General features: G+C 72.1%; 14 protein-coding genes and 1 riboswitch. Of the genes, 5 read left to right on the forward strand and 9 right to left on the reverse strand.

Translation table 11 applies throughout. From position 1 onward, the window contains the following. Positions 1 to 89: 89 nt before the first annotated feature. The 4 genes from KTR66_RS02440 to KTR66_RS02455 all read right to left on the reverse strand — a co-directional run bounded on the left by KTR66_RS02440 (position 90) and on the right by KTR66_RS02455 (position 2789). Complete coding sequence (locus KTR66_RS02440; RefSeq protein WP_213610046.1) at positions 90 to 869, reverse strand: DUF4394 domain-containing protein; 780 nt, start codon at positions 867 to 869, stop codon at positions 90 to 92. A 98-nt stretch (positions 870 to 967) separates the two neighbouring features. Continuing rightward, entirely contained in the window at positions 968 to 1633 is a 666-nt protein-coding gene (locus KTR66_RS02445) for an anti-sigma factor domain-containing protein (protein ID WP_213610048.1), read from the reverse strand. Beyond that, positions 1630 to 2160, reverse strand: coding sequence for a sigma-70 family RNA polymerase sigma factor (locus KTR66_RS02450; RefSeq protein WP_213610050.1), 531 nt, complete (start codon positions 2158 to 2160; stop codon positions 1630 to 1632). The genes KTR66_RS02445 and KTR66_RS02450 overlap by 4 nt, the downstream gene beginning before the upstream one ends. Next, positions 2157 to 2789, reverse strand: coding sequence for a hypothetical protein (locus tag KTR66_RS02455; protein WP_213610052.1), 633 nt, complete (start codon positions 2787 to 2789; stop codon positions 2157 to 2159). The genes KTR66_RS02450 and KTR66_RS02455 overlap by 4 nt, the downstream gene beginning before the upstream one ends. A 36-nt stretch (positions 2790 to 2825) precedes the next feature. Here KTR66_RS02455 and KTR66_RS02460 point away from each other — a divergent pair, with 36 nt between their 5' ends. Further along, the gene (locus KTR66_RS02460; protein WP_213610054.1) at positions 2826 to 3656 is read left to right on the forward strand and encodes an aldo/keto reductase; all 831 of its coding nucleotides are present in this window, start codon (positions 2826 to 2828) and stop codon (positions 3654 to 3656) included. On the opposite strand, the gene KTR66_RS02465 is transcribed toward KTR66_RS02460, so the two are convergent. The 4 genes from KTR66_RS02465 to KTR66_RS02480 form a co-directional block, all read right to left on the reverse strand. Next, on the reverse strand, positions 3653 to 7366 hold the full coding sequence (locus KTR66_RS02465) for a cellulose biosynthesis protein BcsC (protein ID WP_213610056.1): 3714 nt from the start codon (positions 7364 to 7366) through the stop codon (positions 3653 to 3655). The genes KTR66_RS02460 and KTR66_RS02465 overlap by 4 nt on opposite strands. Positions 7367 to 7444: 78 nt before the next feature. Continuing rightward, positions 7445 to 12067 carry a UDP-forming cellulose synthase catalytic subunit gene (bcsA, locus tag KTR66_RS02470; protein ID WP_213610058.1) on the reverse strand — a complete coding sequence of 1541 codons (4623 nt, stop codon included), beginning with the start codon at positions 12065 to 12067 and terminating at the stop codon, positions 7445 to 7447. Continuing rightward, positions 12064 to 12891, reverse strand: coding sequence for a cellulose synthase operon protein YhjQ/BcsQ (locus tag KTR66_RS02475; RefSeq protein WP_213610060.1), 828 nt, complete (start codon positions 12889 to 12891; stop codon positions 12064 to 12066). Before KTR66_RS02475 ends, bcsA begins: the two co-directional genes overlap by 4 nt. Next, positions 12888 to 13544, reverse strand: a complete 657-nt coding sequence (locus tag KTR66_RS02480) for a hypothetical protein (RefSeq protein WP_213610062.1) — start codon at positions 13542 to 13544, stop codon at positions 12888 to 12890. The genes KTR66_RS02475 and KTR66_RS02480 overlap by 4 nt, the downstream gene beginning before the upstream one ends. Positions 13545 to 13720: 176 nt before the next feature. Between KTR66_RS02480 and KTR66_RS02485 the strand changes: the two genes are divergently transcribed. Beyond that, positions 13721 to 15124 carry an alkaline phosphatase family protein gene (locus KTR66_RS02485; protein WP_213610064.1) on the forward strand — a complete coding sequence of 468 codons (1404 nt, stop codon included), beginning with the start codon at positions 13721 to 13723 and terminating at the stop codon, positions 15122 to 15124. Positions 15125 to 15128: 4 nt separating this feature from the next. Here the strand turns inward: KTR66_RS02485 and KTR66_RS02490 are convergent, their stop codons facing one another. Further along, entirely contained in the window at positions 15129 to 16277 is a 1149-nt protein-coding gene (locus tag KTR66_RS02490) for an alpha/beta hydrolase (RefSeq protein WP_213610066.1), read from the reverse strand. 185 nt (positions 16278 to 16462) lie between these two features. Then, positions 16463 to 16564: riboswitch (glycine riboswitch) on the forward strand. Between the two features lie 144 nt (positions 16565 to 16708). On the opposite strand from KTR66_RS02490, the gene gcvT reads away from it, so the two are divergent. From gcvT to gcvP, 3 genes are read left to right on the forward strand one after another with little or no spacing between them, the layout of a single operon-like run. Beyond that, a complete protein-coding gene (gcvT, locus tag KTR66_RS02495) occupies positions 16709 to 17794 on the forward strand; it encodes a glycine cleavage system aminomethyltransferase GcvT (protein WP_213610068.1) in 1086 nt (361 codons plus the stop codon). A 10-nt stretch (positions 17795 to 17804) separates the two neighbouring features. Continuing rightward, entirely contained in the window at positions 17805 to 18179 is a 375-nt protein-coding gene (gene gcvH / locus KTR66_RS02500) for a glycine cleavage system protein GcvH (protein WP_213610070.1), read from the forward strand. Next, complete coding sequence (gene gcvP / locus KTR66_RS02505) at positions 18176 to 21064, forward strand: aminomethyl-transferring glycine dehydrogenase (RefSeq protein ID WP_213610072.1); 2889 nt, start codon at positions 18176 to 18178, stop codon at positions 21062 to 21064. The genes gcvH and gcvP overlap by 4 nt, the downstream gene beginning before the upstream one ends. Positions 21065 to 21095 lie beyond the last annotated feature (31 nt).

Below are 21095 nucleotides of genomic sequence, written 5' to 3' on the forward strand. Positions count from 1 at the left end.
GCAGCCGCCGCCCCGCTGGGAGGGGCGGCGGCGCCCTCTTCCGCACCCCGGAAAAGAGGGGGTGGGGGTGCGGCAGCCGGATCAGGTGCTCAGCGCAGCACCGCGATGTCGATGACCTCCGCGGCCGGCAGGCCGGTGACGGAGCCGCGGGCGGAGACCACGCCATCGGCCAGGTTCAGCGTGTGCAGCGCGCCGCCGGCCATCAGGAAGGCCGTGTTGTTCGTGCCCTCGGTCAGGATGTCGAAGGCGACGCCCGTGGGCAGCGGCGTCGAGACCGGCGCACGCGGGGCCTGCACGCCGTCATTGGGCGGCGCCTGGACGTTCAGCGCGTTTTGCAGCGTGTCGAGCGTGTAGAGCGTGGTCGTCGTCGCGCCTGCCACGCTGTTGATGTAGGCGCCGGCCACGATGCGCGGCGTGGTGCCGGAAAGCGGCCCCTCGCCATGCTTCAGCGTGCCGTCGCGCGCCACCTCGCCCGTGTCCACGTTCACGCGGAAATTCGTGCCGTTCATGCCCATCAACCGCAGCCGGTCGGGCACCGGGTTGAAATCGGCCACCGCGCGGCCGCCGGATTCGAAGGGCGTGTTGAGGCGGCTCACCTCCGTCGCGCGGCCCGTGGCCGGGTCGAGCGTCACGATCTGCCCGCGCTCCGTCACGCCATAGAGGCGGCCATTGGCCGGGCGCTGATCGATCGCGATGACGCGTCCATCGGCGCCCGTGATGCGCCGTGCGGCATCGGCGCGCCGCGTTTCGCTGTCCATCCGCACCAGCATGTTGTCGGCGGTCAGCGCCACCAGCGTCGTCGCCTGCGCGCCCGTCGAGGCAAGGAGGGCAGCGCCGGCCAGCAGCGCGCCGCGAAGGGTCTTCGTCATCATCTTGGCTCCGTTCAGGACAAGGCGTCATCGCCTTGCTGCTTCCGTTACGGGCCGGCGGCGCGGCCGGATGCAGCGCCGTCACGAAAAAAATGCGTTCAGGAGCCGCGCGCCGCCGCCAATCGCCCGATGAAGAGGATCGGCCCCGTCGGCCGCCCGGTGGGCGAGCCGCCCGGCGGTTCCAGCGTGATCTCGATCAGCATCCCCGGCTCCGGCCGGATGCCGCGCGGCGTGACGCTCAGCCGCCCGCTCTCCGGCACCAGGCCGAGCGAAGTCGGCGCCGTCGCCCCCTGCGGCAAGGCCCAGAGCTGCATGACGCGCCCCGCCTCCACACCGCGCGGATTGACGGCGGCGAGGCGGATCTCGCCGCGCTCCGCCTCGACGAGGAAGGCGGACTGGTCCTGGCTCGTCAGCAGCACCGTCATCAGCGGCCCCGGCGTGGGCGGGCGCAGCAGGATGAAGGCGGCGAGCCCCGCGGCCACCGCGCTGGCACCCAGGCCGAAGACGGGCCAGGGGAAGCGCCAGCCGGCCCGCGCGGGTGCGGCGCCCGACAGCGTCGCCTCGATCCGTGCCCAGAGGCCGGGCGGCGGCGCTTCCGGCGGGGCCAGGGCCAGCAGCGGCGCCAGCCGCCGCTCCCACTCCGCGACCAGCGCGGCAAAGCCGGCATCGCCCACCATCAGCGCGCGCGCCGCCTCGGCCTCGCGCGCCTCCAGCGTGCCCAGCACATATTCGGCGGCGAGTTCGTCGCGTTCCTGCGGGCTCATGCCAGGCACTCCCGAAGGGCGAGAAGGCCGCGCCGGATCCAGGCCTTCACCGTGCCCAGCGGCAGCTCGAGCCGCGCCGCCACCTGGGGATGCGACAGACCGTGGACGAAGGCGAGCAGGATGCCCTGGCGGTTCTTCTCGGGCAGCCGTGCCAGGCATTCACGCAGCCGCGCCTGCTCCTCACCCGTGGCGAGCGCATCGAGCTGCGCGGCGTCCACCGGCGTGTCGCCCAGCGCCGCGTCGTCGGTCGGGATCTCCCGGCCGCGCCGGCGCGCGATGTCGAGCGCGGCATGGCGGATCACGGAGCCGAGCCAGGCCTCCGCCGCACCGCGCGCCGGGTCGAACTGCGCGGCGTTGCGGGCGATCTTCACGAAGCCGTCATGCAACGCATCGGCCGCCGCGTCGCGGTCGCGCAGGATCGCCATGGCGACGCCGAAGAGCCGCACCGATTGCAGCTGGTAGAGCGCGTGCAGCGCCGCGCGGTCCCCGCGGGCGACGCGGGTGAGAAGGCCGGCCGCGTCGCTCATCGCATCAATTGCTGCAGGCGGCCCAGCATGCCGCCGAGGTCGAGCCCCGGTTCAGGCGCGGCCGCCACGCTGCCCTGCGGCTGGCGCCGGCGCAGCCGCTCGATGGCGGCGGCGGTGTCCGTGAGGCGCAGCTCTGCGGGCTCGGTCGCGGCGTTGGTGTTGCTGCCCAGGCCCGACATGCGGACCAGGGCGCGTTCGGCCGTGGTGAGTTCCTGCGCGGCGCGGGCGGCATCGGCGCTGCGCGGCGCGCAGATCAGGCTGCGCCCTTCCAGGCCGCAGGGCATCTCCATCATCGCGTTGGTGCCCAGGCGAAGCTGCGCCGAACCCGCGACCGCGAGCAACCCGCGCGCGACGCTGTCGAGCGAGAGGTCCCGCGCGGTCACCGCAGGCACGGCGCGGCCGCCACGGTCCAGGATCTCGAAGCCGAGGCCGACGCCGACGCTCGGCCGCTCCACCCAGTCGCGATGGCGCAGGATGCAGGCGGTGCGGTCCGTCATGCGGTCGGTCACGCAGGAGAGTTGCCAGGGGCCGATCGCCTCGGGCGCGGGTTGCGCCGGTGCGGGCTGCGCGAGCGCGCCCAGGGGGGCGAGCAGGGGGGCGAGCAGGAAGACGATGGCAAGGCGGATCATGACGGCTAACCTGTTCGACGAATGAAGGAGGACGGCATGCGGAGCATCACCCTGCCTGATGGCAGCAGCGTGGCGGCCCTGGGCCAGGGCACCTGGCATATGGGGGAGCGGGCGGCGAACCGGAAGGCCGAGGTCAGGGCGCTGCGCACGGGGCTCGACCTCGGCCTCACGCTGATCGACACGGCCGAGATGTACGCCGAGGGCGGCGCCGAGGAGGTGGTGGGCGAGGCCATCGCCGGGCGGCGGGACGAGGTCTTCCTCGTCTCCAAGGTCTATCCGCACAACGCCTCGCGCCGCGGCCTGCCCCAGGCCTGCGAGCGCAGCCTGACGCGGCTGGGCGTGGAATGCCTCGATCTCTACCTGCTGCATTGGCGCGGCTCCGTTCCTCTGGAGGATACGGTGGAGGCGATGGAACGGATGCGTGCCGCCGGAAAGATCGCGCGCTGGGGCGTCTCCAACCTCGATGTGGAGGATCTGGAGGAGTTGGGCCCGGCGCTGGCCGATTGCGCGACCGACCAGGTGCTGCTGAACCTCGAGCATCGCGGCCCGGAATATGACCTGCTGCCCTTCTGCGCCGCGCGCGGCATGCCGGTGATGGCCTATTCGCCGGTGGGCCAGGGCGGCGCCTTGCTGCGCCATCCGGGCCTCGTCGCCGTAGCCCGCACCCGCGGGGCGACGCCGGCGCAGGTGGCGCTGGCCTGGACGCTCAGCCGGCCGGGCGTGATCAGCATCCCCAAGGCCACTTCGCTCGCGCATCTGCGCGAGAATGCGGCGGCGCGCGAGATCACGCTGACGGCCGAGGAGCACGCGGCGCTGGATGCGGCCTTCCCGCCGCCGCGCCGCAAGCGCTCCTTGGCAATGCTCTAAAACCGGGACTGGAGCCGGATGAAGACCCGCGTCTCGTCCCAATCCGCCGCCTTGTCGTAGCGGAAACCGGCGCCGAGATTGATGCGCGGCGTGATGGCGTAGTCGAGGTCGGCCCGCACGCCGCCCACGAAATTCTGCTGGTTCTGCGCGGGGAACACCGTCAGCAGCGGGGCCGCGCCGCCGATGGTCGCCGCCCGCTGCACCAGCTGCGCCTGCAGGGCCGCGTTGTTGGCGAAGACCGGCGTGGCCTCCTGGCGGAACACGGCGTAGCCGGCGGTGGCGCCCAGCCGGTAGCTGAAATCGCCCGAGCGCCCGCGGTAATCCACCGGCACATTGAAGGCCGTATAGGCCTGCGGGCTGAAATACCCGCCGCTGCCATAGGTGAAGTGGCTCTGGTTCCGGTCATAGGCGAAATAGACGAGGTCGCTGCCGACGCTGAGTTCGCCATTCGGGCCCTGGATGACCGGGTAGGAGAAGCCGGCGCCCGCCTCGATGCGGTTGTTGGAGGCGACGTTCTGCCCCTCGAACACAGAGTAGCCGCCGCCCGCATAGACATAGCCGGGCCCGAGCGGCAGCTCGAGCTGCCCGCGCCCGCCGGTGCGGACCACATTGCCCCAGTTCCGCCCCGTGAACGGGTCCCGCTGGCCGACCCAGGAGAGCATGCTGTCCTCGACCGAGCGCCGCTCACCGGTCAGCCGCACGCGCGCCACGCCGATCTGCGGCGCGATCTCGAGGCCGCCCAGCATGGTCGAGGTCGGGAAGCCGATGGGCGAGGAGCCGACATCGAAGCGGAAGGAATCGCCGCGCCGGTAGGTCATGCCGAGTGCCACACCCGCCGCCGTGGTGCGCGAATTGATCAGCTGGTTCGCCAGCGCGCCGGTGCCGAAGCGCCGCTGCGTGTTGGTGTCGGTGCCAAGGCTGCCGGAATCGAGCGAGACGGCGGTGACATTGGCGGTGACGCGCCCGCCGATGACGGGCGGCGTGAACTCCGCCTCCACCGGCGCGCGCAGATCGAGCAGGCGCTCGAGGCCGGAGCTGCCGGAACGCTGCCGCAGCGTGCCGGCGAGGCTGGCGCGCGGCGCCGTGCGGTCCTCGAGCTGGGCCATCTGTTGGTTGATCTCGCGCGTCAGCCGGTCGGAGGGCTGCGGCGCGGCGCCGGGGATGGCGGGCAGCGGCACGGCGGCACCGGGCCGCACGAAGGGGTTGGGCTGGCCGGGCGTGCCCTGGCCGATCCCTTGCGCCATGGCCGTGGGCACGCCGGCCGCGGTGCCCAGCTCGGCGCGGCGTTGCGCGGCGGCGACCTCCAGCGCGCGGCGGGCGCGATCATCCTGGTTGAAGGCGATGGCGACCCGCGCCTCCAGCAGGCTCATCCGGCTCTCGCGCGGGAAGATCTCCTGGCCCTCGGCCAGCAGCGCCTCGGCCCGCGCGCGCTGGCGCAGCGCGATGGCGGCGTCGATGGCGCCCTGGCGCGCGTCGAAATTGCGCGGGTTGCGGGCCAGCATGGCTTCCGCGATGCGCTGCGCCTCGCGCGGGTCGCGGGCGCCCTGGTAGAGCCGCGCCAAGGCGAGGTTGGCCTCGGTGTTCTCCGGGTCCCGCTCCAGGGTCGGGCGCAGGCGCTCGAAGGCCTGGGCCTGGTTGCCCTCGGCGTTCAGCCGGTCGGAGGCGCGCACCGCGATGCCCGCGCGCAACGAGGCGACATCGCGCCGCTGCTCCGCCGTGAGGTTGGGGACGGCGTCGATCTGGTCAGCCAGGCCCGCCGCCTCGCCGTCCAGGCCCGCGCCCAGCAGCGCGCCGGCGATGGCGAGCCTCGCCTGCGGGCCGGCGCTGCGGTTGGCCGCCTCGCCCACGCGCGCGGCCTCGGCCGCGCCGAAGCGGTCATTGGCGTCGCCGAAGGCGCGGATCACGGCGGCGGCGGTGGCGCCGGTCGGGTCCGGCCGGGCGGCGATGGTGAGCAGCTGGACCCGCGCATCGGCCGTGCTCCGTCCCAGGCCCTGCGCCGCGCGCTGCACGTCGCGCTGGGTGCGGATGCGCGCCTGGAGCCGCGCCATGTCGGCGCTGCGGGAAGCGGGCGGAATGCGGTTCAGGTAGTTCTCGGCGTCAGCGATGCGGCCGCCCTCATCGGCGAAGAGCGCCGCGGCATACAGGCTGTCCGGCCGCGGATCGCGGATCACCAGCTCTTCCAGCACGGCGCGGGCGGGGACGAGCTGGCCCTGGCGGCGCAGCGCGCGCGCGAGGTCGAGGGTGATCCAGGGATCGTTCGGCGCGCTGGTCAGCGCCTGGCGCAGCAGGGCCTCGGCCACGAAGGGGTCGGTGGTGCGGGCCGCATCGGCCCGCAGCTGGTTCGCCATGCTGTTGACGGGAACGGCCCCGCGCTCGCCCGGGCGGGGCTGCGCATCGGCGATGCGCGGCAATTCGGCGAGGCGCCCCTGGGCACGCAGCGCCTGGGCCAGCCCCTCGCGCGCCGGCGCGAAGCCGGGGCGGCGGGCCAGCGCCGTGCGGAAGCGCTGCTCGGCGGCAGCCGCATCACCGCGCCGCAGCGCGATCTGGCCGAGGATGACCTCGATGTCGGTGCGGTCATCCACCTGGCGGCGGGCGGCGCTGCGCGCGATGGTGTCGGCAGCGTCGAGGTCGTTGCGCCGCAGCGCCGCGCGTGCCTCGGCCAGTTCCAGGCCATAGGCCGCGCCATCCAGTGCCCCCTGCCATTGCGCGGCGCGCGACGGGTCGGCGGCCACGGCGCGTTCCAGCAATTCGCGCGCCTCGGTCGGCCGGTTCTCGCGCAGGCGGACAATCCCCAGGCCACCCAGCGCATCCGCGTCGCGCGGATTGGCGGCCAGCGCGGCCTCGAATTGCCGGGCGCTGTCGCGCAGGGCCGCGGCGCCGCCCGCCTCCAGCCGCTCGAACCCCTCCTGCCGGGCGGTGGCGCCCGGGTCCGGGCGGGGTGCCGCGGCAAGTGCGGCCTGCTGCGCCTGGCGCAGTTCGGCATCATTGGGATAGCGCTGCAGATAGGCCTGGATCAGCGGCGCATAGGCGGGGTCGGCGGCGCTCCAGCTCAGCGCCTGCCGCCAGGCGCGCCGCGCCTCCTCGCCCACCTCGGGGTCATTGGCCAGCGCGCTCAGACGCCGGATGCCCTCCTGCCGGGTCGCGGGCTGGAAGGTCTGGGTCTGGGCGAAGCTCAGGCGCGCGCGCGGCGTGGCCGTCGGGCTCTCGGCAAGGCGCGCGAGGCCGCGCCGCCCCTCATCGCCACCGGTCTGGGTGCCGGCGAGAACCGAGAAATATTCCTGCTGGAAGGCGGGCGGCGGGGTGCCGCCGCCAAAGGCCTGGCGATAGCGCGCGGCGGCTTCCTCGACGCGGCCTTCGCGCGCCAGGCGCCGCGCCTCCTCGATCGCGTTGCGGTCCACGCTCGCCTCACGCAGCGCGCCCTCGGCCACGCTGCGCTGCTCCTCGGTGCCCCCCGCCTCGCGCAGGCGGGTGGCGAGGCCGGCCGCGCCCGCGCGGTTGCCCCGCGCCGCCTCGATCCGGGCGGCGACAGCCAGCGCCTGGGTGTTGCGCGGATCAGCCGCGAGCGCGCGTTCGATGGAGGAGGCGGCGAGGTCCAGCCGATCCATGCCGAGCCAGCGTTCGGCCTGGCGCACCAGGATGTCCACCGGGCTCGCCGTGGCCATGGAGGAAAACGACGCGGGTGTGGCCTGCGGCTGCGCGGCGGCAGCCACAGGGAGCAGCGCTGCCCCCCCGAGCAGCCAAGCCACAGACCCAGAACGCATCGATTCAGTCCCCCGAAGGACTGAATCTCACGAATGCGTCCGTGCGCGCAACCTCGAAAGTGCCCGGCGGCGCAGAACCCAGTAGAGCGAAACGCCGACCAGGGCGGCGGCGCCCAGCATCAGCAGCAGCATCCGCTCCGGCCGCTCGCCCAGCCAGATCTGCGGCAGCAGCCACCAGGGCAGGCTGCCGACCGAATAGGAGCCCTGGGTGCGGAAGCTCTCCACCCGCCCGCCCGTCAGCACGGCGAGGTCCCCCTGGATACGCGGCGCCAGCGTCGGATCGGTCAGCGCCGCGACCATCTGCGCGATGGCGGCCGGCGTCACGCCGGTGATGGCGACGACGGAGCGGCCGGACTGCAACGGGCTCTCGCCCCCCATCAGCGCCGCCAGCCCCTCGCCCGAGGCCTCGTTCAGCATGGTGGAAGCCCGCCCGCGCTCGGCGCTGCCGGGGGCGTCGGTGAAGAGGGCGCGAACATCCTGCAGCGGCCCGGGCGCGGAGAGCGTCAGCCGCTCGCCCTCGATCCGCAGGGGCGAATCACGGAACAGCGTGCCCAGTGCTGGCTGCCGGCCCAGCGTGCCGATCACCAGAAGGTCCCGCTGCGAAGCGGAGGGCAGCCCGCCCGGCGTCACGACCTGGATCCCCGTGGACGCGACGCCCACCGTCGCCGCCAATTGTCCCACCACATCGAGGAAGGCGCCGAGTTCCAGCGGGTTGGCGCGCTCGGGCAGCACCACGGCCATGCCGGAGAGATCGGCCATGCGGGTGAAGGGAAAGCCGGAGGAGGCGAAGAAGCCAAGATTGGGCATCCGCGCGTGGCGATGGCCACGGCGGAGGTCCACCGTGCTGCCGGGCTCGATCGCGGCGCGGACATCGGCCGGCACCGCCACGCAATCGCCGCGCGCCATGGGGCGCATGTCGAAGCGCAACTGCAGCTCGTCCCGGCCCAGGACGAGGTAATGCGGGATCTCGAAGCGGCCCGAGCGCGTGGCGGAGGAGAAGCCCAGCAGCTCCGCGAACCAATCGGCGGCGGCGGTCAGGGGCGGGATCCATTCGGGGTCCGCCAGCCGGAAGGAGCGCAGATAGGCGCCCGAGAAGGCAGCGTCGAGCCGCGAGGCCGAGACATCGATCACGGGCCCGCCGGGCGAACGGTATTCGATGTGCACCGGGAAGCCGCGGTTGCGCCAGGTGACGAGGTCGGGCGCGGTGCGGACGGGGATGCGCACGGGGCCGGGCGAATAACCAGCCGATTGCAGTTCCTCCCGCGCCACGAGGCTGCCGAAGGTGACGGGCTGGTCGGTGCGGATCCAGCGCGGCGAATCATAGGGTTGGCGCGCCGGGATGGTGGGCGGCACCACGCGGGCGATCTCACCGGTCAGCGTGGCGCGGCCGGCCACCATGGCCTGCGCGGCGGCGACGAGGTCCGCCTCGCTGCGGCCCGCGATCACCAGCAGCGTGCCGAAGGCGTCGGTCGGGTTGGGCAGCAGGGCGAGCGTCGGCCCGTCCACACGGGGCATGTTGAGGCCGGGGATCGCATCCACGCCCATGGCGAGCACCACGGCGTCGCCCCGCTCGGGCAGCCCGCGGGAGACGGGGAAATTCGCCCCGCGGTAATCCGCCTGCACCGAGAACCAGGAGGCGGCGATGGCGGCGGCGCGCAGGCCGGAGGGGCCGAGCGTCTCGGGCAGCACCATCGGCACGGTGACGAGGCCCGAGAGGATGCGCCGGTCGAAGATCGGCTCCGGCAAGCGGGAGAGATCGCGCGAGGGGGGCAGCCGCTCGATGCGCATCTGCACGGTCGAGAGGTCGGAAATCGTGGCCCAGAGCAGGCCGGAAAGCGGGTCGTTGCACTCGGTCGTGTAGCGGCCGGCGAAGCGGAAGTTCAGCCGGTTGACCTCGCTGAAATAGAGCGGGTCGAGCGGGAATTCGAGCGGGCCGAAGCTCTGCCGCGCGGCATCCATCTGGATGGTGCCGACGAACTGGTCGTTCAGCGTGATGGCGATCTGGCTGAGCGAAGGGATGAGCGCGGGCGAAGCGCCGCCCGCCACCGTCACGCGCGCCTGGGTCACCACCTCATCGGCGCGCAGGCCGAAGAGCACGCCCTGCAGGTCATTCGTGCCGCGCAGCTGCATCGGCCCCGAGAGGCCAAGCTCGCGCAGGCTGCGCGTGACGAGGCGCGCGCCGGGCGGCAGAGCATCGCGGTCCAGCGGCGGCAGGGCGACCGGGAGCCCGGCGGCGCCAGGCATCATGGCTGCCGCAGCGGCGGACGCCGGCGCCAAGGGGGCGGAAATCGGAGGGGTGGGTGCCAAGGCGGCGGGTGGGGCCCCCTGGACCAGGGGCGGCGGCGTGGGGGCTTGCGCGAGCGCCGGGCTCGCACCCAGCAGGGCAAGGGCCAGCAGGGCGGCGGTGCTGGCCGGCGCGGGCGCGGGCGTATTGGCGGGCGGCGCCGGGGGCGGGCCACGCCGGGGCGCCAGCACATCCGAGACGCGCGGCGCCTGGGGCTTGGAGGGCGCCGCCACCGGCTTGGAGGGGCGCAGGATGCCGAAGCGGTACTTGCGGAACACGGCATCGGCGGAAGCGAGCACGACGGTCCAGAGCGAGCGCAGGGGTTTGTCCTCGGGCCAATGGTCCCAGTAGAGCCAGGCGTCGGGGCGGCCGAAGAAGGCACGCACCACGCCGGCCTCGTCGGCCAGGGTTTCGATGATGAATTCCAGATAGACCTCGTTGCCGTCCCAGCGGATCACGCGGGCGCGCAGCTCGATCGTCTCGCCGCCCGTCTCGAAGGCGACCTTCACCTCATCGCCCTCGGCGACACCCAGCGCGCGGTCAATGATGAGCCGCGCACCGGAGAGGGAGAGGTTGGCGCTGTGCGTGGGCAGCCGCTCGCCGGAGGCGAGGATGAGTTCGCCCGGCAGGTCGGCCTCGACGCGGGCGCGCACGCGCGACTGCTCTCGCTCCCGCCCCACCGCCACGGAACCGGCGAGCGGAATGAGGCAGAGCCCGGCCCAGATGGTGTTCAGCAGGTAGGCGCGGCCTTCCAGGCTGCTCAGGTCATGCGTGAGGCTGCCCCAGATGCCGATGCCGAAGCCGATGGTGAGCAGCCCCAGCATGATGAGGTTCGGGGCAACGGCGCGGAAATCGAGATAGCCCGCCTCCAGGATGCCGCCCTTGTCCGTCACGTTGAACTTGCCCTTGGAGGGGTCCCAGAGGGTCAGCAGCGTCACCGGCAGCAGCGGCACGGCGAGGGACGCCTCGTAGATCTCGGACCAGAAGGAATGCCGGTGCTTGCCGTTCAGCCGCGCCGTCGTCGCCACCGCATGGAACATGTGGCTGCCCGCATAGGCGATGATGGCGACGGGACTGGCCGCGATCACGCTCTCGCCGAAGAAGAGGAAGGCCAGCGGCGAAGTCAGGAAGATCACGCGCGGCAGGGCGAAGAGGAATCCGAAGCCCGCGATGAAGTAGCAGAAGCGCTGCATCCATTTCAGGCCGGGCGCGAAGAGCGTGTTCTCCGTCCGCATGATCTGCAGCATGCCGCGCGCCCAGCGCAGCCGCTGGCCGATATGCAGCGCGAGGCGCTCGGTGGCGAGGCCGGCGGCGAGCGGGATGCGGATATAGGCGGTGTGCCAGCCCTTCTGCTGCATCTTCAGCGCGCAGTGGCAGTCTTCCGTCACCGTGACGTGCGGCACGCCCCCCACCTCCTCCAGCGCGGTGCGGCGGATGACGGCGCAGGAGCCGCAGAAGAAGGCGGCGTTCCAGAGGTCCGAGCCCGGCTGGATGGCGCCGTAGAAGAGCAGCCCCTCGTTCGGCACCAGGCGCTGGCGCACCAGGTTCCGCTCGAAGGGATCGGGCGAATAGAAATGGTGCGGCGTCTGCACGAGGGCGATGCGCTTGTCGCGGATCAGCCAGCCGAGCGTGAGCTGCAGGAAGGCGCGCGTCGGCGCGTGGTCGCAATCGAAGATCGCGATGTATTCGCCCGTGGTGTGGCGCATCGCGTGGTTCAGGTTGCCGGCCTTGGCGCCCTTGTTGTCGGGGCGGATGATGTAGCCGCAGCCGCATTCCTCGGCGAAGGCGCGGAACTCCGCGCGGCGGCCGTCATCCAGGATCCAGACGTTCAGCTTGTCCCGCGGGTAGTCCATGTTCATGGCCGCCAGCACGGTGGGGCGCACCAGGTCCAGGCTCTCATTGTAGCTGGGGACGTAGATGTCCACCGTCGGCCAGTCGTCCGGATTGGGCGGCATGGGGACGGGCTTGCGGTCCAGCGGGTAGCTCGTCTGGATGTAGGAGAGCGTCATCAGCGCGCCGGCGAAGAGCTCCGCGCCGAAGAGCAGCATGCCCAGGATGGATTGCAGCCAGGTCTCGAATTCCAGCGTCTCGGTCGCGCGCCAGAAGAGGTAGCGCGAGGTCACCATCACCGAGAGGACGACGAGGACGAGCCCCACCTTGCGGGACTTGTTGCGGTTGAGCACGAGGAAGGCGGCGATGCCGCCGATGGTCAGCCAGACCTGCCCTTCCTCCTCCATCGGTACGGTGATGAAGAAGAAGGCGCCGAGGAGGCCGAGCAGGATGGCGGCGGTGCGCAGCAGCCTCGCGTTGCGTGGCGCCGGCCCCGGGAAGGTCTGCACATACTCGGAGAAGCGCTCGCCGCTCACAGGCTGCCCCATTCGCTGAGCGCGGAGAAGCCGCCGGAGCGGCCGCCCGAGGGTCCGCCGGGGCGCGAGAGCTTGAGCCGCTTCACGATCGCCTCGGTCAGCAGTTCCAGGTCCTCGCCGGCGCCGGGCTCGCCATTCAGCAGCATGCGCTTGTCGGCCAGCGCCTCGGCCAGCGCCGGATCGCGGCAGATGGCGCCGATCATGCGGTTGCCCATCGCGTTGCGCGCCATGTCGAAGACGGCGTCCGAAAGCGGCTCGGTGTCGTCCACCTGGTTCAGCACCAGCACGGCGCGGTCGGCCGCGCGGGCGCCCAGGGTGCCGCGCCCCAGCACGCGGTTGTTGGCGATCTGCGGGATGATGGCCGCACTGCCGGCATCGGCCAGCAGCAGGATCACCATGAGGTCGAGCCGCGGCATGAGGGAGGCCAGCGCGGCATTGGGCCCGGGCGGCGTGTCGAGCACGACGATGACGTCGGGCAGGGCCAGCATCTCGCGCACCGGCTCGGCCAGGTGCTGCGGCTCATTGGCCAGAAGCTGCGCGATCTCGAGCGCGCGCAGCGGATCGGCCGGCCCATAGGGCAGCACGCGCACGCCGCACTCCGTCTCCACCAGCGCCTCGCGCCAGGACGGGTTCGTGCCCAGGCGGCTCAGGAAGCAGCGCTCCTCGCGGAGCGAGACGCCGAGATGAAGGCGCAGCGCATTCTGCGGATCGAGGTCGATCGCGATGACCTTGTGGCCACGCCGCGCCAACAGCGCCGCGACATGCGCGGCCACGGTCGTCTTGCCCACGCCACCCTTGGGCGAGGCGAAGGCGATCAGGCTCATGCCCGCTTCCCGCTGCGCGCGCGCACCCGGCGCGGGCGCAGCTCGCCGGCGATGTCCTGCAGCAGCGCGTACTGGCGCAGCGGCACCACGCCGGGCGCCGTCTCGATGGGCGGGGCGGCCAGCGGGGCGGCCAGCGGGGCGGGATGGGCGGGCGGCACGACGCGCGCAGGGCGCCGCGCCTCGGCCAGTTCGGCGGCGAACTCGGCGAGGCGGCGCATGCCGGGGCGCGGCGCGGCGTGCGGCGTTGCGAGCGGCATGGCAGGCCCCTCCACCGCCACGGGGATGGGCGTGGGGGGCGCCGGCACAGGAGGAGGAGGCTCGACGACCGTCACGGCCGGCGGCGGGCCCGGCTTGGCAGGCATATCAGCCGGTTCGGCCAGGGCCGGAACCGGCGCACCCACGGCCTCCGCGAGCAGGGGCGCCGCCTCGGCCATGACAGGCGGCGGCAGCGCTTCCACCGTGACCGGGAGGGATGCCGTCTCCAACGCAGCGGGTTCCGCCACGACCAGCGGCAGCGGTTCGGCCTCGATCTCGGGGGAGGGCTCGGGCGCGGCGGCGGGGGCGGGCGTCGCGAAGACGACCGGCGGGAAGGTGACGTAGCGGATGTTGCGCAATCCGCAGGCCGCCATCACGGATGCGATCTCTCGCTGCAAGCTCGCCTGTTTCCCTTCCGCCGGGCGCGGCATGCCACGAGATGCATGTCCGCTTTATCGCCTAACCATCAGTTTGCAGCATGCGCAACAGATTCGCGCCAGTTGCGCCCCCCCCCGCCTGGGTGACGCATGCGTCATGAGACGCCATCCTGCCTTCCTGCCCCGGAGAGCTCCCCATGCGCTTCATCCTCATCGTGCTGGACGGCCTTCGGCCTGACATGGTGACGCCCGCCACCATGCCCGCGCTCTCAGCGCTGATGGCGCGCGGCACCCGCTTCGCGAATGCCCGCAGCGTCTTCCCGAGCGAGACACGGGTGGCCACGCCCTCGCTCGTCACCGGCTGCCGCCCGTCGGCGCATGGCATGGTGGGCAATACCCTGTTCGACCGGGCCCTGGCGCCGGACCGCCTGCTGCGCACCAAGGAGGCCGAGGATTACCGCATCCTCTCGGCCGGGGCGGAATCGCCGCTGCAACGGCCCGGGATCGGCGAGCATCTGGCCGCCGCCGGCCTCAGCTTCGCCGTGGTCTCGGCCGGCACGCCGGGCCAGACGCTGGTGGCGAGCGCGGCCGCGCGGCGGCTCGGCCAGTTCCGCTGGAACGCGGCCGATACCGGGACCGAGGAAGCGCGGGCGGTGGCCGAGCATCTTGGCCCCACGCCGCCCGCCGCCGTGCCCAACCTGGCCCGCAGCCGCCATGCCGCCCGCGTGCTGACCGAGCATGTCCTGCCACGGCACCGGCCGGATGTGGCGCTCTTCTGGTGCCCGGAGCCCGATATCAGCTTCCATTACCGGGGCCTCGGCCACCCCGAGACGGCGCTGGCCCTGGCCGAGGCCGATGCCTGCGTGGCCCGCATCCGCGACTGGCGGGACGCCCAGCCCGATGCGAAGGCGATCGGCCTCGTCGTCCTGTCCGACCACGGGCATGTGACGGGCGACCGCAGGATCGACCTCGCCGGGCTCATGGCGCGGGACGGGCTGCCGGCGGGTGCGGGCGGCACCGCGATCACCGTGGCCCCGGCCGGCGCGCCGGGCATCTGGCTGAATGACCCGGGCCTCGCGCCCCAGGTGGCGGATTGGCTGGCCCACCAGGACTGGGCCGGGCCGCTGCTGGCCAATGACCCGGCGCTGCTGCCGGGCCGGACGGCGCCGCTCGCCCTGCTGGAGGCGAACCACCCCCGCGCGGCCGATCTCGTGCTGCTCTTCGCCGGCGATGAGGGGCCCGATGCCTTCGGCCTGCCCGGCCAGGCGCCCTTCGACGCGCCGGACGTGCCCGAGGGCGGCGGCATGCATGGCGGGCTGCACCGGCGGGAACTCGCCACCGTGCTGGCCTTCGAGGGCGGGCCCTTCACGCCAGGCCTGACCATGAAGGGCATGGCGGACCTGACCGATGTGGCGCCCACCCTCCTGCATCTCTTCGGGCTGCGCCCGCCGGGCCTGGGCGGGCTGGTGCTGCACCAGGCCTGGGACCCCTGGGCCGATGCCGCGCCGGAGCCGGAGACCATCCCCCTGCCCGGCGGCTTCGTGCTGGAGGGCGCGCGGCAGGGCGGCCGCTTCTACCCGACGGCGCTGCGGCGCGGCTGAGGCGTCAGCCCAGGCCGCGCAGGAAGTCCTTGATCAGCCGCACCGTTTCTGCCGGCTGCTCCTGCTGCACCCAATGCCCGGCGCCGGGGATGAGGTGCAGCCCCCTCAGATCCCGGCACCCCTGCCCCTGCATCAGTTCGAATTCGCCCGGCTTCTGGTGGATCCCCCAGTCGCTGGCGCCGGCGATGAAACAGGAGGGCACCTCGATTCCGCGCCCGGCGAAGAGGCGCATCTCGGCGGCCGCCTGGCCGCTGGTCGTGCAGCGATAGGATTGCAGCCCGCCCTGGAAGCCGGTGCGGCCATACTCCTCGGCATAGACGGCAAGCGCGGCCTCCGGCAGCCAGGTATTGGCGGCGATGGCGGCGGCATCGGGCATCTCGGCCGCCACCGTCTGCGCCATCCCCATCCCGGCATGCATGACGTAGTAGGTGGGCAGCACGGCCAGGGCCTCGGCGGTGAAGGACCCCAGCGGATAGGGCTTGTTGGCCGGCCAATCGGCGCTTTTGTGGTGGTAATAGGCGCGCAGGAAGGCGTGCAGGCCCTGCGGCGCGTGGCGCATGTCGGCATCGGCCTCGCGCGTCGAATAGAACCACTGATAGTGCAGCCGCGGCGGGTCGAGCTTCGCCAGCCCCGCATGCAGTTCGGGCGAAGCGAGGCCCGCCAGGCCCTCGGGCTTGGCCTGCTCGCCCAGCGGCCAGGCGCGCGGGCCGCCATAGGGCGCGCTCATCATCACCACGGCGCGGAACACATCGGGCCGGGTCAGCGCGGCATTGCCGGCGACGGGCGCGCCGAAATCATGGCCGATGACGCAGGCGACGTGCGTGTGGCCGAGGGCCGCCACCAGGGCCAGGGCGTCCCGCACGTAACCCAGCGGGCGATAGGGGGTCAGGTCCTCGTCATAGACCGGGGTCGGCCCCTCCGTGCGGCCATAGCCGCGCTGGTCGGGGGCGACGACGTGGTAACCGGCCTCGGCCAGCGGGACCATCACGTTGCGCCAGGAATAGGCGAGCTCCGGGAAGCCGTGCAGCAGCAGGAGCAGCGGCCGCCCCGCCTCGCCCGCCTCCAGCACATGCATGCGCAGCCCGTTCACATTCGGAATGTGGCGGGCGCGCACCCCAGGGGGCAGATGCGCCGCGGCGAGCGATTCGAGCATGGTGGTTCCTCCGGTTTCCCGAGAGGCTAGCCCGCGACACCGGCGGCGGGAACCGGTGGCTGGGTTTTCAGGCGCTTCTGCGCGCATGCGCCTGGTTTTCATGCATGGGCCGTCCGCCCCCCTGGCGCGCTGCTTCGATACGCCTTGCGTTCGACACGATCCGCGGGCATGACCCTCGGGCCTGTGCATCGCGCGCGGGAGAGAATCCGAGCCCGGCATCGGGCAAGGATCGCCGAAGGCGCAACCGGCCCCCGGAAACGCTCAGGCAAAAGGGCCGCGCGCGGGTGGGCACTCTGGAAAGCTCGCCTCCCGAAAGGGGGGCGGCACCGACGGAGTAAGGTGGTTGGCCCTGGCAAACCACTGAATCTCTCAGGTCTCTCGGACAGAGGGGGGTCACGACACTCAGATGCCGCCCAGCGGCAGGGGGATACGTGACCGAGTCCGAATCACTGCGCACAACACCTTTGGATGCGCTGAACCGCGAATTGGGCGGCCGCATGGTGCCCTTCGCGGGCTATTCCATGCCCGTGCAATACACCGCCGGCATCATGGCCGAGCACCTGCATTGCCGCGCGCAGGCGGGGCTTTTCGACGTCTCCCACATGGGTCAGGCGGAACTGGTGGGCGAAGGCGCGGCCGCCGCGCTGGAGCAGCTCACGCCCGCCGATGTCCAGGGCCTCAAGCCCGGCCGCCAGCGCTACGGGCTGCTGCTGAACGAGGCGGGCGGCATCGTGGACGACTTCATGTTCGCCAATATGGGCGACCGGCTGTTCCTCGTGGTCAACGCCTCCCGCAAGCAGATCGACCTGCCGCTGATCGAGAGCGTTCTGCCCAGCGGCGTGAAGCTCCGCCCCCTGCCCGACCGCGCGCTGCTGGCCCTGCAGGGCCCGGCCGTCGCAACCCTGATCCCGACGCCGATGAGCTTCATGGGCATCATGGAAATGGAGATCGCGGGCATCCCCGTCATCGCCTCGCGCTCCGGCTATACGGGCGAGGATGGGCTGGAGATTTCCGTCGCCGCCGAGCAGGCGGAAAAGCTCGCCCGCGCGCTGCTCGCCATGCCGGGCGTCATGCCGATCGGCCTTGGGGCGCGCGACAGCCTGCGCCTCGAGGCGGGCCTCTGCCTCTATGGCAATGACCTGGACGAGACGACCAGCCCGGTCGAGGCGAACCTCACCTGGTCCATGGGCAAGCGCCGCCGCATGGAATGGAATTTCCGCGGCGCCGATGTGGTGCGCGACCACCTGGACCATGGCGTGAAGCGCCTGCGCGTCGGCATCCGGCCCGAAGGCCGGCAGCCCGCGCGCGGCCACACGGAAATTCGCAAGGACGGCGCCATCATCGGCGAAGTCACCTCCGGCGGCTTCGGCCCTTCCATCGGGGCTCCCGTCGCCATGGGCTATGTGGCGCGCGACGCCGCGGCCGATGGCACCGCGCTCGACCTCATTGTCCGCGACAAGCCGCTGCCCGCGCGCGTCGCCGCCATGCCCTTCCAACCCCACCGCTACGCACGCTGAGGCCCGACCCATGAGCGACATGAAATACACCAAGGACCATGAGTGGATCCGCTTCGAGGGCGATGTGGCCGTGATCGGCATCACCGACCACGCGCAGAACGCGCTGGGCGACGTGGTCTTCGTGGACCTGCCCGAAGCGGGCCGCGAAGTGACGGCGGGCGAGGCTGTCGCCGTCGTGGAGAGCGTGAAGGCCGCCTCCGACGTCTATGCCCCCATCGCCGGCCGCGTCACGGAAGTGAATTCCGGCCTGGTGGATGAGCCCGCGCTGATCAACAGCGAGCCCACGGGGGCCGGCTGGTTCTTCAAGATCGCCCCCGCCGGCGCGCTGCCGGATGACCTCATGGATGCGAATGCCTATGCGGCCTATGTGGAGAGCCTGGCATGAGCGTCCTCAGCGAACTCACGGCGCTCGAGGATTCGGGCGAATTCATCCGCCGCCACATCGGGCCGACGCCCGGTGAGGTGGCCTCCATGCTGGCCACCATCGGCTGCACGGACCTGGAGGAGATGACGGCGCGCACCGTGCCGGCGGCGATCCGCGGCATGGATTTCTCCGGCCTGCCGAGCCCGGTGAACGAGGCCGCCGCGATTGCCGAGCTGCGCGCGCTCTCCGAGCGCAACATCCGCAAGCGCAGCCTCATCGGCATGGGCTATCATGGCACGCACACGCCGCCGGTGATCCTGCGCAACATCCTGGAAAACCCTGGCTGGTACACCGCCTATACGCCCTACCAGGCCGAGATCGCCCAGGGCCGACTGGAAGCGCTGGTGAATTTCCAGACGCTGATCACCGACCTGACGGGCCTGCCCGTCGCCGGCGCCTCGCTGCTGGATGAGGGCACGGCGGCGGCGGAGGCCGTGACGCTCGCCCACTCCGCGCACAAGGCGAAGAGCGATACGCTGGTCATCGCCGCCGATTGCCATCCGCAGACCATCGCCGTCGTGCAGGTGCGCGCCGAGCCCGTGGGCATCCGCGTCGTCCTCGCCGAGCCCGCGCAGCTCGCCGCCACCATCGCGGCCGAGGCGCCCTTCGCCGTGCTGACGCAATATCCAGGCACGACCGGCGCGCTGCGCGACATCACCCCCGAGATCGAGGCGGCGCATGCGGCCGGCGCACTCGCCATCGTCGCGGCCGACCTGCTGGCGCTGACGCTGGTCACGCCCCCGGGCGAGATGGGGGCCGACATCGTGGTCGGGTCCTCGCAGCGCTTCGGCGTGCCGCTCGGCTATGGCGGCCCGCATGCCGGCTACATGGCGGTGCGCGATGCGCTGAAGCGCAGCATGCCGGGCCGCCTCGTCGGCGTCTCCATCGATGCCGCCGGCGCGCCCGCGATGCGCCTCGCACTCCAGACGCGCGAGCAGCATATCCGCCGCGAGAAGGCCACCTCCAACATCTGCACCGCGCAGGTGCTGCTGGCGGTGATGGCCTCGATGTACGCCGTCTGGCATGGGCCGGAAGGGCTGCGGCGCATCGCCCGCCGCGTGGCGCTCCAGGCCCGCGTGCTGGCCGGCGCCGCGCGCTTCCCGCTGCGCCACGACGCCTTCTTCGACACGATCTGCCTGGAGACGGGCAGCGAGACCGAGGCCGTGATGCAGGCCGCGCTGGACGCCGGCTTCAACCTGCGCCGCCTGGGCACGGATGCCATCGCCATCGCGCTGGATGAGACCGTCACGCGCGCCGAGCTGGCCACGCTCGCCGGCATCCTCGGCCAGGGCGACCTCGCCGCCGTGACGCCCAAGGGCGGCATCCCCGCCACGCTGGCCCGCACCACGGGCTTCCTCAAGGCCGAGGTGTTCAACTCGCACCACGCCGAGCACTCCATGCTGCGCTACATGAAGCGGCTGGAGGACAAGGATGTGGCGCTGAACCGCTCCATGATCCCGCTCGGCTCCTGCACCATGAAGCTGAACGCGACGGCGGAAATGATCCCCGTCACCTTCCCCGGCTTCGCCGATATCCATCCCTTCGCGCCGACCGACCAGGCGCAGGGCTATATCGCGATGATCCGGCAACTCGAGCAGTGGCTCTGCCGCGTCACCGGCTTCGCCGCCGTCTCGCTGCAGCCGAACGCGGGTTCGCAGGGCGAATATGCGGGCCTGCTCGCCATCCGCGCCTTCCACCAGGCGCGCGGCGAGGGGCATCGCAATATCTGCCTCATCCCGAGCTCCGCGCATGGCACCAACCCGGCCTCGGCCGTGATGGCGGGCATGAAGGTCGTCGTCACTGGCTGCGACCGCGACGGCAATGTCGATGTGGAGGATCTGCGCGCCAAGGCCAAGCTGCATGGCCCGAACCTGGCCGCGCTCATGGTCACCTACCCCTCCACCCATGGCGTCTTCGAGGAGGCGATCCGCGAGATCTGCGCGATCATCCATGCCGAGGGCGGGCAGGTCTACATGGATGGCGCCAACATGAATGCGCAGGTGGGCCTGACATCGCCCGCCTCCATCGGCGCCGATGTCTGCCACCTGAACCTGCACAAGACCTTCTGCATCCCGCATGGCGGCGGCGGTCCGGGCGTCGGGCCGATCGGCGTGGCCGCGCATCTTGCGCCGCATCTGCCGAACCACCCGCTTGTGGCGGAAGCGGGCCCGGCGACCGGGTTCGGCCCCGTCTCCGCCGCGCCCTTCGGCTCGGCCGCCATCCTGCCCATCAGCTACGCCTATATCCGCATGATGGGCGGCGAAGGCCTGACGCGCGCCACGCAGATCGCGATCCTCAACGCCAACTACATGGCCGCCCGCCTGCGCGACCACTTCCCCATCCTCTACCGGGGCGGCCAGGGCATGGTGGCGCATGAGTGCATCCTGGATTGCCGCGGCTTCCAGCAGAATGGCGGCGTCCTCGTCGAGGATATCGCCAAGCGCCTGCAGGATTACGGCTTCCATGCGCCCACCATGTCCTGGCCGGTCACCGGCACGCTCATGGTGGAGCCGACGGAGAGCGAGACCAAGTCCGAGCTCGACCGCTTCTGCGACGCGATGATCAGCATCCGCGCCGAGATCCGCGCCGTCGAACAGGGCCGGATGGACCGCGCCGACAACCCGCTGAAGAACGCGCCGCACACCATGGCGGAAGTGCTCGCCAGCGACTGGGCGCACCCCTACACGCGCGAACAGGCCGCCTTCCCGCTGCCCTATGTGCGGATCAACAAGTACTGGCCGCCGGTGAAGCGCGTGGACAATGTCCATGGCGACCGCAACCTGGTCTGCACCTGCGCGCCGCTTGAGGCCTATGCGGAGACGGCCACGTTGCAGGCGGCGGAGTAACATCCCTGGGGAGAGCTCTGCTCTCCCCAGA

Source organism: Roseococcus sp. SDR (assembly GCF_019083995.1).
In the GTDB taxonomy this organism is placed as follows: domain Bacteria; phylum Pseudomonadota; class Alphaproteobacteria; order Acetobacterales; family Acetobacteraceae; genus Roseococcus.